11 protein-coding genes are annotated in these 14,560 nt (G+C 39.9%); 7 read left to right on the top strand and 4 right to left on the bottom strand.

Going from position 1 to position 14,560, the window contains the following annotated elements:
• Positions 1–84: 84 nt before the first annotated feature.
• Together IV514_RS17695 and IV514_RS10100 are read left to right on the top strand one after the other, a co-directional pair.
• Positions 85–3,408 (top strand): ATP-binding protein, encoded by a 3,324-nt coding sequence (locus IV514_RS17695; protein WP_206485096.1) that lies wholly within the window; start codon positions 85–87, stop codon positions 3,406–3,408.
• A gap of 32 nt (positions 3,409–3,440) precedes the next feature.
• Entirely contained in the window at positions 3,441–3,770 is a 330-nt protein-coding gene (locus tag IV514_RS10100) for a hypothetical protein (RefSeq protein ID WP_206485095.1), read from the top strand.
• 63 nt (positions 3,771–3,833) lie between these two features.
• Here IV514_RS10100 and IV514_RS10095 read toward each other — a convergent pair whose 3' ends face one another.
• The 3 genes from IV514_RS10095 to IV514_RS10085 all read right to left on the bottom strand — a co-directional run bounded on the left by IV514_RS10095 (position 3,834) and on the right by IV514_RS10085 (position 6,529).
• Entirely contained in the window at positions 3,834–4,283 is a 450-nt protein-coding gene (locus IV514_RS10095) for a MarR family transcriptional regulator (protein ID WP_206485094.1), read from the bottom strand.
• A 118-nt stretch (positions 4,284–4,401) separates the two neighbouring features.
• Entirely contained in the window at positions 4,402–5,487 is a 1,086-nt protein-coding gene (locus IV514_RS10090; RefSeq protein ID WP_206485093.1) for an aminoglycoside phosphotransferase family protein, read from the bottom strand.
• A gap of 211 nt (positions 5,488–5,698) precedes the next feature.
• Positions 5,699–6,529, bottom strand: coding sequence for a LysR family transcriptional regulator (locus tag IV514_RS10085; protein WP_206485092.1), 831 nt, complete (start codon positions 6,527–6,529; stop codon positions 5,699–5,701).
• 160 nt (positions 6,530–6,689) lie between these two features.
• On the opposite strand from IV514_RS10085, the gene IV514_RS10080 reads away from it, so the two are divergent.
• The 4 genes from IV514_RS10080 to argR all read left to right on the top strand — a co-directional run bounded on the left by IV514_RS10080 (position 6,690) and on the right by argR (position 12,044).
• Complete coding sequence (locus IV514_RS10080; RefSeq protein ID WP_206485091.1) at positions 6,690–7,877, top strand: acyl-CoA dehydrogenase; 1,188 nt, start codon at positions 6,690–6,692, stop codon at positions 7,875–7,877.
• Between the two features lie 227 nt (positions 7,878–8,104).
• Positions 8,105–10,333 carry an alpha-ketoacid dehydrogenase subunit alpha/beta gene (locus IV514_RS10075; RefSeq protein ID WP_206485089.1) on the top strand — a complete coding sequence of 743 codons (2,229 nt, stop codon included), beginning with the start codon at positions 8,105–8,107 and terminating at the stop codon, positions 10,331–10,333.
• Positions 10,334–10,342: 9 nt separating this feature from the next.
• Positions 10,343–11,389 (top strand): ACP S-malonyltransferase, encoded by a 1,047-nt coding sequence (locus IV514_RS10070; RefSeq protein WP_206485087.1) that lies wholly within the window; start codon positions 10,343–10,345, stop codon positions 11,387–11,389.
• A 184-nt stretch (positions 11,390–11,573) separates the two neighbouring features.
• Complete coding sequence (gene argR, locus IV514_RS10065) at positions 11,574–12,044, top strand: transcriptional regulator ArgR (RefSeq protein ID WP_206485086.1); 471 nt, start codon at positions 11,574–11,576, stop codon at positions 12,042–12,044.
• A gap of 58 nt (positions 12,045–12,102) precedes the next feature.
• Here argR and IV514_RS10060 read toward each other — a convergent pair whose 3' ends face one another.
• Positions 12,103–13,188: an aldose epimerase family protein gene (locus tag IV514_RS10060; RefSeq protein WP_206485085.1), complete on the bottom strand. Its 1,086-nt coding sequence runs from the start codon at positions 13,186–13,188 to the stop codon at positions 12,103–12,105.
• Positions 13,189–13,376: 188 nt separating this feature from the next.
• Between IV514_RS10060 and IV514_RS10055 the strand changes: the two genes are divergently transcribed.
• Positions 13,377–14,420, top strand: coding sequence for an energy transducer TonB (locus IV514_RS10055; RefSeq protein WP_206485084.1), 1,044 nt, complete (start codon positions 13,377–13,379; stop codon positions 14,418–14,420).
• The last annotated feature ends 140 nt before the right edge of the window (positions 14,421–14,560 follow it).

Raw genomic sequence — 14,560 nt, 5'->3', positions numbered from 1 at the left:
AGCTAAGCTTAGACATGATCTTTGATGTAATTCGTTATATCATCGATAGCATAAATATTGATGAATTGTGGTCGTTAAATTTCAGTGCTATTTAAATTTTCAGGTGAAAGCCAAGTAGTGGCGACTTACAAGTTGTCTATTCTTGGTCTTTTTGTTGCGATTATGGTGGTTGCTTTTGCGCTATCAAGTTATCGCTATCATCAGGAGCTAGCCGTAGTCGAACAACGGGAATTATCCGCCTTAAATAATTTGGCGAACCTTGTTGATAACGAATTAAACAAAGCATTAGAGTCACTAGAAGCGATTAAACGTTTTGCCGATTATTCTTTGAATTTTCCCAAATCTTTAGCGTCAATGCCAACGCTTAAGCAGGAGGGGGAGCGTTATTATTCAGATAAAACACAACATGACATATTAGCGCACCGGCAGCGATTAAGTGTCAATATTACAGGGATCGGTCAGTCCGATAGCTTTACTGCAAATATTGAGCAAGAATTAGCCATGGCTAATATGCTAACACCTGCTTTCATTGCGGCGCAAAATACGGTTCAAATCGCTAATTGGTTTTCTTATCTTTCGCTGCAACGCTTTATTAGCCTGTATCCTTGGATTGATCGTCAAACTTGGCAGTATCATGATGGGCTATTGGAGCAGGAGTATTTTGTAAAGGTTAAAGCATCTTCACCACTTATTTTTACTCCAATTTGGTCTCAGCCTTATGTGGGGTCTGCAACTGGGAGCTTATCGGTTGCATTATCTTCGGGGGTTTTTCGGGAGCAACAGCTGACAGGGGCAGCTATGCTCAGTATTGATTTAGCACATATAAAACAGTTGATTTTAAAACATGTTGAAGACGATTTTAATTATGTGGTTATTAATCGTCAGCAACAGTTGCTACTGCATTTAAATGCTAACGCTGAAATGTTGAATACTCCCAAAGAGTGGCATGCGGTTTTACCAGAAGCGTTACAAGGTTTAGCTTACGATACTCTATTAACACAAGCACCGTCTATTCGCTATCAAACTGAGTCACAGCACAGTGACCCTTGGTTGATCCAGCATCAAGCATTTGCAGCCAACGACTGGATGATTGTTAAATATAAACGTTATGAGCTTTTTTCAACGCCAATTTTTCAGCGTTATACTTGGTTTTTTATCGAATTATTTTTGGGTCAGCTAACGCTATTACTTGTTGTTTATTTTGTCACTCATAAGACCTTTATTGCTCCCACTCAACGCTTTATTCGCCATATTTCTCATAGTGCTGAAGGTGATCATGGTAAAATTAGCCCTCCTAAGGGATGGCACCATTGGTTTGCGGTGGTGGGGGATATATTTAGCCAGAATAGAAGCTTGCTACAGCAACTAAAAGATCAAAATAATGTGCTCGATTTAAGAGTGCATGAAAAAACACAAGCCTTAAGAGAAAAAAGCCAACAGCATCAACAAGATTATGCCATTTTGCATTCAGTGATGGATGCCATTCCTGATTATTTAATTTTCAATGATACTAAGGGGCATTTAATTGGATGTAATTTGGCGTTTGAGCAGTTTGTTGGCCGAGCTGAGCAAGATATTTTGGGGACTAAAGTTGGTACATTAATCGATAATAAACTTGGCCGCGCCTTATTATTATGTGCTGAAGACTTTCAAGCGCAAAAGAGTCGGTGTGGCACCTTTGAAGTAATTGAAACGAGTAATAATACCTATGAATTATTTAGTTCAGATTTTTATAACCAAGCGCATCAGGTGCTTGGTTCAATTGTCATTATTCGTGATGTCACCAAGCAATATGCCATCAATAGCGCATTAGAAAATGCTAAAGAACAAGCAGAATTGGCAAATAAGGCTAAAAGTCAGTTTTTGGCGAATATGAGCCATGAAATCCGCACACCGATCAATGCAATCTATGGCATGCAATCATTGTTACGACAAACTGCTTTAACGAATCAGCAATTGCAACAATTAACCCATGCACAAGATGCATCGGTGGCATTACTTCATTTAGTCGATGAACTATTGGATTTGGCCAAAATTGAATCGGGCAACATGTCGATCAATAAACAAAACTGTGTGTTAGATAATGCCGTAAATCAAGCGATTAAGCTGAATATTAATAATATAGATAGTGAGCAGGTCGCATTTCATGTACGTATTGGCAGTAATGTACCTTCACATGTTATAACGGATGAGATGCGTTTAGTACAGGTATTAAGTAATTTGCTCAATAATGCCATTAAGTTTACTCATGACGGAGAGATCTCAATTACCATTGAGTGTCTGGATAAGCAAACAGAACAAGCTTTGGTGAAGTTTACAGTGGCTGATACAGGCATAGGCATTGAAAAAAGTAAGCAACAAGATTTATTTAAAGCCTTTGTTCAAGCGGATGAGTCGATGACACGTGAATACGGTGGCTCAGGTTTAGGGCTATCTATTTGTCAGCGTATTGTAAATTTACTTGGCGGTGAAATAGTACTTACCAGTGAATTTGGCGTTGGTTCAACATTCAGTTTTGTTTTACCGTTCGATTATGATGCGCAAGCGATACAATTTGAACGTGAGCAGAGCATCAACTTTTTTGCATTACAATTTGAGCCACCTGTCGAATTTACCCAATTACTAACCTCTTATGGTTATCATTATGACGCGCTTCAATGTTTGTCTGAAGTAGAGCAAGCCCCAGAGGCAGTTATTAATGTATTGTTAGTGCAAGTTGAGCAAGTCAATGACTCTTTGTGTCAGTCACTTAGTGAACAACTGGCATGTACTCATTCAAACCTGACAAAAGATCAGCAGTGTTTAGTCATGGTCTACCAAACTTGTCAAAGTATGGATATTAATCATCATTATGATTTATTGAATCAATATCAAATTCCTTATGTTATTTGTGAAGCGCCGTTATACCGCTATAGCTTATGTAATGCTTTAGCTGAACTTGATGAACAGGCTTTGTCAGCCGAACAAAATGGACAGACTAATGCGGAAAATGTTGAAAAACTACCTACTGAGCATAAGTCACTGCAAGGTGTCTCAATATTGTTAGTGGAAGATAACTTAGTGAATCAATTGGTGGCAAAAGAGTTATTACAATCGATGCAGGCGAAAGTGACCATTGTCGACAATGGCCAGAAAGCCATAGATATGCTTGCTCAGAAAGAGTTTGATGTCGTTTTAATGGATATTCAAATGCCAGTGATGGATGGACTTGAAGCAACTAGGTTAATTCGCAGCGAAAGCAAATATCAGGATTTACCCATTATCGCCATGACGGCACATGCCAGACAAGAAGATAAAGAAAGCAGTTATGCCGCCGGTATGAATCTGCATATTGCTAAGCCGGTGACGGCGGAACTACTGCTCTCGTCTATTCAGCATGTGTTAAGTGAAGTCAGTATGGAAGGTTAAAAACTTTAGCAACGACATTAATTAAGGTGAAGATGAGCATAGAAACTTCGGGCTATCAACATATTAAGCTTATTATCTTGGATCTGGTAGATCTTTCTCGGGATGCGATTCATATTCATATTGGTTTAGCTGTTTTTTTACTGGCGATTATTTTTTGGCGGCGTCAGCAAGTTGATCTTTGGGCCTTGGTACCTGTGTTTTTAATCGCGTGTTTAATGGAAGCATTAGATTTACGTGATGACTTAGCAACGTTTGGCTATCTGCGCTGGTCGGCAAGCCTTCATGATGTCATTAACACGGTGTTTTGGCCGACAATAGCAGTGATCACCAGTAAGTTTTTAAGTAGCAAGAAAAGTTGCTAACTCTTTGTATTTCAATGTAAAATTAAATATGAACTAATTGTTTGGATAGAAATAGAGCGCTTTTTAATCAATCTGTTGTGCTTGTTGGTGCAGCCTCTGCATGATGTCATTAATCAGTTGCCGTTCATCGCTTGTTAATACCGAGAGAAGTTGTTGTTCACGCGCTAATACCAAAGGCTCTAACTCTTGATAGAGTGCTATTCCTTTGCTTGAAAGTTGTAATAACGATGAACGTTTGTCATGTTTATTTGCTGTCTTAACCAATAATGCTTTGTTATCCATACGTTGAATTGCACGGCTGGCAGGCATTTTCTCTAAGTTCGCTTGTGTGCCAATTTCTTTTGCGGTTAATGGGCTATTGCTCGCTAGTATGGCAAGAATGCGCCATTCCTGTCGGGTTAGATTAAATTTTCCGGTATAAATTTGTGCAATACTGTCGCTGATTGCGGCTTGCAGTTTAGTTAACTGATACGGAAAAAATTGTTGTAATGTCAGGGATTGCTCAATTGTCATTGTTATTATTGTTAGTTTTCAAATGGGAAGAACGCAACTTATACTCTTGTTCAAAGCGGTTATTCGCCAAATTCATGGCTCGCTTGCTCGAGAGAAAAGTACTTCACTTGGCTCTAGGTTAATCGCATGCCTGAATAATGTCACTTAATTTTGGTGCGAGTTTTTGTAATAAAGTAAAAAAGTGCAATTGATTTTTCGCACGTTCTAAATTGTGCAATGGGTGTTTGGTGTGAAAGTAGTTATCGCCATTGATAAAATCGGTGAGAAAGCGAATACCGAGCATAAAAGGTAATAACTGTGTGCCTACGACTAAACTGTGCTTTTCAAGCTCACTCATGGTGCCGGAAAAGCTTTTAATATAGGCTTGGGCAAGTGCTTGAAATATTTCTATTTTCACTGCCATATTGGTTAAGTTGGTACCGTCTTCTGGCTCTGTTGAACAACAGGTACGCACCATATCACCAAAATCATTCATGATAAAACCCGCCATACAGGTATCTAAATCAATCACTGCGATAGGTTTATCGCTTGCCCGGCTAAAGAGTAAGTTATTAATTTTAGTATCATTATGAGTCACTCTAATGGGTAATGACTCACTTAGCGTAGCGACCTGCTCAATAAAGTCTTGCTGGGCAAGACAGAAATCGACGATTTGCTGACATTGTTGTAGGCGTTTTGCTGGATCTGTGTTTACCGCTTGGGTTAATTGCGCCAAGCGGGTGTCTAAATGATGAAAGTTAGGAATAATTTCATTGAGCTTACCGGCTGGAAAATCTGCCAGGGCGGCAGTAAATTGTCCAAAGGCAGTTGCAACTTGTGCTGCCTGTTCGGGCGACGATACTGATTCGACAGTATAACTATCGGTGATAAAATTAAGCGCTCGCCAACTACTGCCATTATCTTTAACGATGGCAGTGCCTGCATTGGTGTGGATTTGCCAAATCGGTGATAAAGCGTATTGGTTGAGTTTGTGCTTTTGTTTAATATGCTCACTGAGCAACTCGGCGTTGTTTATCACCTGTTCAGGATGTTTAAATACTTGGTGATTAATGCGTTGTAGCACAAATTGCTTGTCTTGATTACTTACAAGATAAGTACAGTTGATCAATCCATTTCCTAAAGGGGCAATAGTACAGGTGTCTAAAGACGCGTCATAGAATGACAAAACGTGGTTAATTTGTTGGCGGTTGACTACTTTACTCATCAAGGAATTTGTCCATTTACTAGCTCTAGCATCTTGGTTTATATGTCATAGGGATAACAGAGTGAGCTATGTGTAGATCATGTCTTGTTAACTGAATCTAAATGAGCTGGCTATGTTACGTCAAACAAAAGTTGATGTGAAGTGAAATGCCATCTGATAAAGGCTTAACAATAACATCAAAAACAACGTAGGCCCGCCCGATCGCTCAATGTTAATGTTCCATACTTTGGGTCAATTTGATCAGCTTAGTTAATAGAGGTGTTTGTTGCTGATAGGCTAATACGATTTCCCGGGTTAATTGCATACCGTTAATGGCTTTAAAGGCGAGATCTTGTTGCTCAATGATTTCGCGATGTGCAGGGACTAGTGCACAACCTAAACCTGCTCGCACTAATCCCAGCGCATAATCGATGGTTTGAATTTTCGCTCTAATATCAAGCTCAACACCAGTCAGAGTAAAAGTATCGGTTAAGCTTTGCCATGCGCTGCATGGGGTACGTTGGATAAAAGCGAGCCCGTCAAAGTCGTGGAGTTCAATAGATTCTTGCAATGACAATGGGTGGTTATGCGGCATAGCGACTAAATAGTCTTCTTGCCAGATTGAATGATAACTCTCACCATCTTTTAACTCTTCTTTAATAATAATTCTGGCATCACACTGCTCATACTGTGGTACCAAAGTGAGTTCAATGTTCGGTTGGCTTGCGGTGAAATCCCTAAGTAATACACTCATTCTTTTGACCCCGAGTCCGCGTGTGACACCAAGAGAAAAACTGTGTCTATTAGCCTTTACTTTAAATGATGACTTGATCGCATCGGCTTGGCCAAGTAACTGCTTAGCGAGCGGATATAATTTTATCCCGTGTTCGGTTGGGGTAACACCTCGGGCATGACGAATAAATAGTGGCTGATGAATTTCAGTTTCTAATTGTGCGACGGCTGAAGAAATTGAAGGTTGGGCAATAAAGCACACTTTTGCTGCAGCACTAAAGCTTTGTTGCTCGTAAACATGAATAAAATAATTAAGGTGTTTTAAATCCATAACGCGATGACTGCTGACTTTTTAGAGTAACTGTACACTAAAGGTATAGTTTTATTCTATAGCTAGTGAAGAAAAACTATATTTTAACTTTATCATGTTATTTATTAATCTACAGCCACACAAAATTTAGCCTGTCTGTTCGACAAATTTAGGAATACTTATGTCAAATGCAACCTCAAAACCAAGTTTTAACTGGCAAGACCCATTATTACTCGATTCATTGTTGTCTGAAGAAGAACGAATGATCAGAGATAGCGCACATCAATATTGTCAAGATAAGTTGATGCCAAGGGTACTCGAAGCAAACCGCCATGAGACATTCGATCCTGAAATTATGCGTGAGCTGGGCGAATTGGGGTTATTAGGCTGTACCATTGAGGAAAAATATGGCTGTGCCAATGTTAACAATGTGACTTATGGCTTAATTGCCCGTGAAGTTGAACGTGTTGATAGTGGCTATCGTAGTGCCATGAGTGTGCAGTCGTCTTTGGTGATGCATCCAATTCATGCGTATGGTACTGAAGAACAAAAAATGAAGTATTTGCCTAAATTAGCGACCGGTGAGTTAATTGGTTGTTTTGGTTTAACCGAACCTAATTCAGGCTCTGATCCGGCAAGCCTATCTACAAGAGCAACTAAAGTTGATGGTGGCTACCGCTTAACGGGTAACAAAATGTGGATCACGAATTCCCCGATTGCCGATGTTTTTATTATTTGGGCCAAACTTGATGGTGTGATCAAAGGGTTTATTCTTGAAAAGGGCATGGAAGGCTTATCAGCCCCTAAAATTGAGGGTAAATTTTCACTGCGAGCTTCTATTACAGGTGAAGTGGTGATGGATAATGTGTTTGTCCCTGAAGAAAACTTATTACCGCATGTAAAAGGTTTGTCAGGCCCGTTTGGTTGTTTAAATAAAGCTCGTTACGGTATTTCGTGGGGGGCATTAGGTGCTGCAGAATATTGTTGGCATGCCGCCAGACAGTACACGCTCGATCGCGAACAGTTCGGTCGTCCATTAGCAGCTACTCAGTTAGTACAGAAAAAATTAGCAGATATGCAAACAGAGATTACCACAGCACTGTTTGCCAGTTTACAAGTAGGTCGATTAATGGATGCCGGCACCTTAGCTCCTGAAGCCATTTCACTGGTTAAACGAAATTCTTGTGGTAAAGCGCTGGAAATAGCCCGTATCGCACGTGATATGCACGGCGGTAATGGTATTGCTGATGAGTTCCATGTGATACGCCATATGATCAACTTAGAAGCGGTGAATACTTACGAAGGTACTCATGATATTCATGCGCTTATTCTTGGTCGTGCACAAACAGGTATTCAGGCATTTTTTTAAACTAGTGTATTGATTATTAAAATAAAAAAATAACCAGAGCGTGTTGAACTTTGCTGTGATTGTACAAATGTGCTGCCTGAATAGTTCAAGCTAAAGCACCCTACCTTTGTTGTTGACTGTTGTCATAGACTACTATGCCAATAGTCAGCGCTATAGCTAGGATAATTTGAATTTGAACAAACTATATAGCTAAAAATTAAAACGCTCTAGTACTATAGGGATCTGTCATGTCTGATCGTAATCAGCGCTTGAAAGAAAATTTTGTTCGAGCGGTTGAACAATTTGATCTGCCGCCATTAAGTTGTCAGCTAACCCCCGAAGAAGTTGGGCTTTCAGCTACACAATTGGTTGATCTATTTGAAACACAAGTTATCAGCCGTCATTTAGATTTGCACTCTCGTGAGATGCAAAAAAATGGTCAAAGCTTTTATACCATTGGAAGCTCTGGGCACGAAGGTAATGCTGCTATTGCCAAAGCATTTCGGCCCACCGATATGGCTTTTTTACATTACCGAAGTGGGGCTTTTACTATTCAGCGCGGTAAGCAAGTCGATGGGCAAACATCAATTTATGATATGTTGTTATCATTTGCTGCCGCTAAAGATGATCCTATTTCTGGTGGGCGTCATAAGGTATTAGGTAGCAAAGCCTTATCGATCCCACCACAAACCAGTACTATCGCGTCTCATTTACCTAAAGCGATGGGTGCCGCATTTTCTGTTGGTTTAGCACAACGACTTAAGCACCAAGGTGAAATGCCTAACGATAGTGTCATTGTTTGTAGTTTCGGTGATGCATCTTCTAATCATTCCACTGCGCAGGGCGCCATTAATAGTGCTGCCTGGGCGGCATATCAATCAATTCCTATGCCGATCGTGTTTGTTTGTGAAGATAACGGCATTGGGATCTCAACCTCAACACCTTCCGGATGGGTGGCGGCTAACTATCGAGATCGAGCTGGACTAATATACATTTGTTGTGATGGCCTGAATCTATTAGATACCTATCGAGCAACGAAGCGTGCGGCAAAAATTGCACGTGAAAAGCAAGTGCCGGTGTTTTTGCATGTCAAACTGATCAGACTATTGGGTCATGCAGGATCTGATGCTGAGTTTGTTTATCGAAAAGAAGCGCAAATTAATGCCAATGAGCAAAATGATCCATTATTGCATAGCGCGCGCCTATTGATTGAACAGCAGATATTGTCACCACAACAAGTGATACATATTTATCAATCCATTGCTGAACAGATTATTCATGTTGCACAGCAAGTTGTGACGCGTCCAAGGCTTACTTCGGCAGAAGAAGTGATGGCCAGTATTGCACCTGAAGTAACAACAGCGCCAACAGCTATTAATACGATTAGCGATAAAGAGCGGATGGCGTTGTTTGCTCACGAGAAGCATAATCTGACTAAAAAACAGCACCTTGCAAAATTGATCAACTGGACGTTAATGGATTTAATGGCGGAGCATAGCGAAATTGTCATGCTTGGAGAAGATATTGCTCGTAAAGGTGGTGTCTATAATGTGACGACCAAGCTTGTTGATCGTTTTGGTCAAAATCGAGTGTTAAATACCTTATTGGATGAACAGTCTATTTTAGGTGGTGCCATAGGATTAGCGCACAATGGCTTTCTCCCTATCCCCGAAATCCAATTCTTGGCTTATGTGCATAATGCTGAAGATCAAATACGGGGTGAAGCCGCGACATTATCGTTTTTCAGTCAGGGACAATACACCAACCCTATGGTGATCCGTATTGCTGGTTTAGCTTATCAAAAAGGTTTTGGTGGGCATTTTCACAATGATAATTCTTTTGCGGTATTTCGCGATATTCCAGGGCTCATTATTGCTTGTCCTTCTAACGGCGCTGATGCTCAACAAATGTTAAGAACCTCGGTCAAGTTGGCGCATGAGCAAAAACGCGTAGTGGTATTTTTAGAGCCGATCGCTCTTTATATGACGAAAGACTTGCACCAAGAAGGCGATGGCTTATGGACATTTGATTATCAGCCTCCGGCACAAGTTGCAAAAGAGTCGGTTGGTGAACTATCTGTTAATGTTGCTGGAGACGGTCAACAGCTATGTATATTAACTTACGGTAATGGCTATTATTTATCTCGCCAAGCACAAAAAATATTGTGTGATAAAGGCATTGATTGTCGGGTTGTCGATTTACGTTGGTTAGCACCTTTGGATGAGAAAGGGATCATCGAGCAGGTTAACCGCTGTGAAAAAGTGCTGATTGTTGATGAATGTCGACAAACTGGCTCAATTAGCGAAGCGATAATGGCATTATTGACCGAGCAATGTACTGATAAGCAAGCTCGAGATGTTCAGCGCTTGTGTGCTCATGATAGCTTTATTCCATTGGGTAGTGCTGCGTATCAGGTATTACCGTCAAAAGATGATATTGTCGAAATGGCAATAGCATTGTGCAACACAAATAACTAGGAAGAAAAAATGACCCGTACCCGAAAACAAAGAGCTGTGGTGATTTGTCCTGGAAGAGGCACATATAATAAAGAAGAGCTTGGTTATCTTTCGCGCTTACATGCTGATAAAAAAGACTTTATTGCTTATATAGATAACTATCGACAAGCACAAAACCAGCCATTGATCAGCGAATTGGATGCGATGAAAAAATATAGCATGCGCACTCATACTGCAGGTGAAAATGCCTCTGCACTGATATACGCGTGTGCTCACAGCGATTATCAAGCCATTAACTCAGAGCAATACGATATTGTTGCTGTCACTGGTAATTCTATGGGTTGGTACATTGCCTTAGCGGTTGCTGGTGCATTGCATGATGACGGTGCGATAGCGCTGATCAATACCATGGGCTCAATGATGACAAATGGAGTAATTGGTGGTCAGCTTATTTACCCTATTGTCGATCAGTATTGGCAAAAAGACCGTGCCCGAGAAAAGCTGGTGCTTGATTTAGTGGAGCAAGTTAATCGCCAAGCGGATTGTCAGGTGTATGTTTCTATCTATCTTGGTGGCTATATTGTGCTCGGTGGTGATAATAAAGGATTACAGGCAATACAAGAAAAGCTACCTGTTATAGATGACAGGTACCCGATGAATTTGTTTAATCATGCTGCATTTCACACGCCGTTACTCAATGATATTTCAACAAAAGCTAAACAATTGCTGGCAAGTAATTTGTTTCATGCGCCAACGGTGCCATTAGTTGATGGTTTAGGAAATATTTGGCAACCTTATGCCACTGATTGTCAGGCATTATATGATTACACCTTAGGCACGCAAGTGACTGAGCCTTATCATTTTAGTAAGGCAATTGAAGTGGCAATAAAAGAATATGCACCAGATAAATTAATCATATTAGGGCCTGGCGCCACATTAGGAGGAGCTGTTGCTCAATGTTTAATTGAACACCAGTGGTTGGGGCTGACTTGTAAAGCTGATTTTATTAACAAACAAAAGCAAGCACCTTTTATTTTATCCATGGGAATAGATGAACAACGGCAATTAGTGGTTTAAGCCATTCATTGCTGATGACATATAAAAGTATAAATATTCACCTTGTTGTGCTTGTTTTTCTTACATAAAGCCCATAAGTCGGTGTCATTACTGTAAATTACCATTAAATAGTGAATAAAAAGTGGGATTTACTGATTAAAATAGCTAAAATATTAATTATTCTAGTATGGTGATTAGGACGATAATGACATCTGAACGTAAGAAAAATGAAGCGGAATTAGCATTGGCATTTAAAGCCTTATTAAAAGAGCAATGTTATGGTTCTCAAAGCCAGTTAGCTGATGCATTAGCTACACAGGGCTTTAAAAATATGTCGCAGGCAAAAATTTCACGTTTATTGTCAAAACTGGGCGCTGTGAAAATGCGTAATGCCAGTAATCAAGTGGTTTATATTTTACCTGACGAGCTTGCTATTCCTAAATCAAGGCAGGCGATACAATCGGTTGTTGTCAGTGTTAAACATAATAATACCCAAATTATTGTGAAAACAGGTATTGGTGGTGCGCCGTTGATTTCCCGTATGCTGGACAGTATGGGGGAATCTGCTGGTATTTTAGGTACATTAGCGGGCGATGATACTATTTTTATTGCGCCGATTGATGTTATGAAAATAGACCAGATCACTGAAGATATTAAAAGATTATTAGATGTGTAATTTGATCTCTAATCATTGTCCTAAAAAAGGAAGCCATATTGCTTCCTTTTTTTGTGTTTTATTTATCCACGCTGAATAAATAACGAGAGCGGCTATAAAAAGGTTGCTCAGGCATAAGCAGAGTATTATCTAACGTTGCACCTAGCGCTTTGCTATTGGCTCGTTGTGGCTCTAAACATAATGCGCCGTGTTGTTGATAGCGATAGTTGTTTTTTCCAACTTGGCTACCGTCAATGTAATTGGCTGTATATAGAATCAGGCTAGGTTGATCGGTAAATAGGCGCATGGTGATCCCTGTATCGGGGGCTACGACCTGAGCGGCAAAAGCTTGCTCTGTTAGGCTATCTTCATTTACTAACCAGTAATTATCATAGCCTTTGGCAATTTGTATTTGTTTGTCATCGCTATGCATTGCTTCACCGATTTTTCTTGGCGAAGTAAAATCATGCACTGTGCCGTTAACTGGTGTGATTTCGCCAGTTGGGTAAGCTTGTTCTGTCATAGGTAAAAAATTATCGGCATTGAGCGTCACTAAATGCTGATAAATGTTGTTGCTGCTATGACCCGATAAGTTAAAGTAACTATGTTGGGTGAGGTTTACTAAGGTTGGTTGATCTGTGCTGGCAAAATATTCAACGATCAACTCATTGTTATCATTCAAGTGATAATTAATCGTGAAGGCCACTTCTCCGGGAAAACCAGCCTCTCCATCTGGGCTAGTGTAGCTTAGGCTTACGCATGCTGAGTCATGTTCTTCAGTGCATTTAGCTTGCCAAAGCTGCTTGTTGAGTCCTGATTTTCCGCCATGAAGTTGGCTATCAGGAGCGTTTAGCTCAAGCTGGTGATCTTTGCCGAGAATATGTATTTTGCCATGTTTGATCCGACCTGCGTATCGACCAATAATGGCGCCTAAATAGTAGCTATCTGTTTCATAGTCTGCAACATTGTCATATCCGAGTACAATATCCGTTAAACGCTGTGTCTTATCAAACGCATAAATAGCTACAATTATCGCACCGTAATTAGTGAGCTTTACTTGCATGCCGTGGCAGTTGGTTAAGGTATATAAACTTGCTTGCTCACCAGATGAAAGTTGACCAAAACTTTGTTCAGTGATGCGATTAACGGTGGATAAATGTGGCAAAACGATGCTCCCATGGTGAGAACGTGTCATTAATTAAATGACGGATAGAATGATGGTTATTATAGTAACTGAGTTGTTATATGAAGCAAGTCTTTGTCTAGCATGAAAAAGATCATGCCATTTAGCTATCTATATGTTAAATTGTTAATTGTTTGTTAACATCTAATGTAGTCAATGGAATGCTCCTTATGCTTAATTTTTTCTTATGGTTTTTATTCGTTTGCTTGACTGCTAACGCCTTCGCTGATGACAGTATTAAGCTATCTAAACAACTTGCCGCTGTGGTTCAGCCTGAACCGATAAAGCGCGTAAATCCTAAATACCCGATGAAAGCCGCCCGTGAAGGTCGCGCAGGTTGGGCAAAGTTTAGCTTTATTGTTGAAAAAGATGGCACGGTTTCAAATGTGGTGGAACTGAAATCATCTGGCAGTAAAGATATTACTAAAGCTGCCAAACAAGCGATAAAAAATTGGCGCTACGAACCTGCCATGGAAAATGGTGAGCCGATCCAACAATGTGTCAATACGGTAAAAATAAGCTTTAAAATGGAAGGGGGAAGCGATGGTGTCAGGAAAAAATTTCGTAAAGCGTATCAGTTAGCAATTGATGCATTAAAGAAAAAAGATTATCCAGAATTTGAGCGTTTAAAAGAACGATTACAATCATTCAAATATCGCCATATTGGTGAACATAATTATTTGCAAAGCCTACTGGCTTTACACGCGGAGCAATTGGGTGATTCAAAAAAACAGTTAGCACATTTATCTAACATCTCGTTTATTAATGATGATGAGAAATCTCAACAATTTAAACACTCGGTGTTAAGTAATCGTTTTATGTTAGCGATAAAGTTAAGTCAGTTTAAAATGGCATCCGATGTTTATCAGCAGTTAATGAAACTTGATATCAACTCAGAGCAGCGTCAACAGTACAATAATTTAATGGAAAAAGTTGAAGACCTCATTGCCAGTGAAAAAGCGTTTGTCGTTGCCGGCGATATCGGCAACAAAGATTTTTGGCATTATAGCTTAGTGCGCAATGAATTTACCTTAACTGAGATCAGTGGCAGGTTAACTAAGTTAGATGTTCGTTGTGCTAACAAGCGCCATGTATATACAGTAGAAAATAATAATTCGTGGAAATTACCGTCTGCTTGGCGCAGTTGTGATTTGTATATTTATGGGGAAAACAATAGCCAATTTAAATTAATTGAACACGGCCAGAAAACTTAATTGTTAATATTTTTAATAACTAAGCAATTGCTAATCGCTAAATATATTTGTTCGCTAACTAATTTAGTAGAAATTGCGCAAAGCTGTACTACACTTAAGGTGCAAAGCAAATTCCACTTCTTTGTTTCATGATCATGCGC

It is taken from the genome of Thalassotalea sp. G2M2-11, assembly GCF_017168195.1.
Classification (GTDB): domain Bacteria; phylum Pseudomonadota; class Gammaproteobacteria; order Enterobacterales; family Alteromonadaceae; genus Thalassotalea_E.
This window is presented reverse-complemented; position numbering and strand designations above follow the sequence as displayed.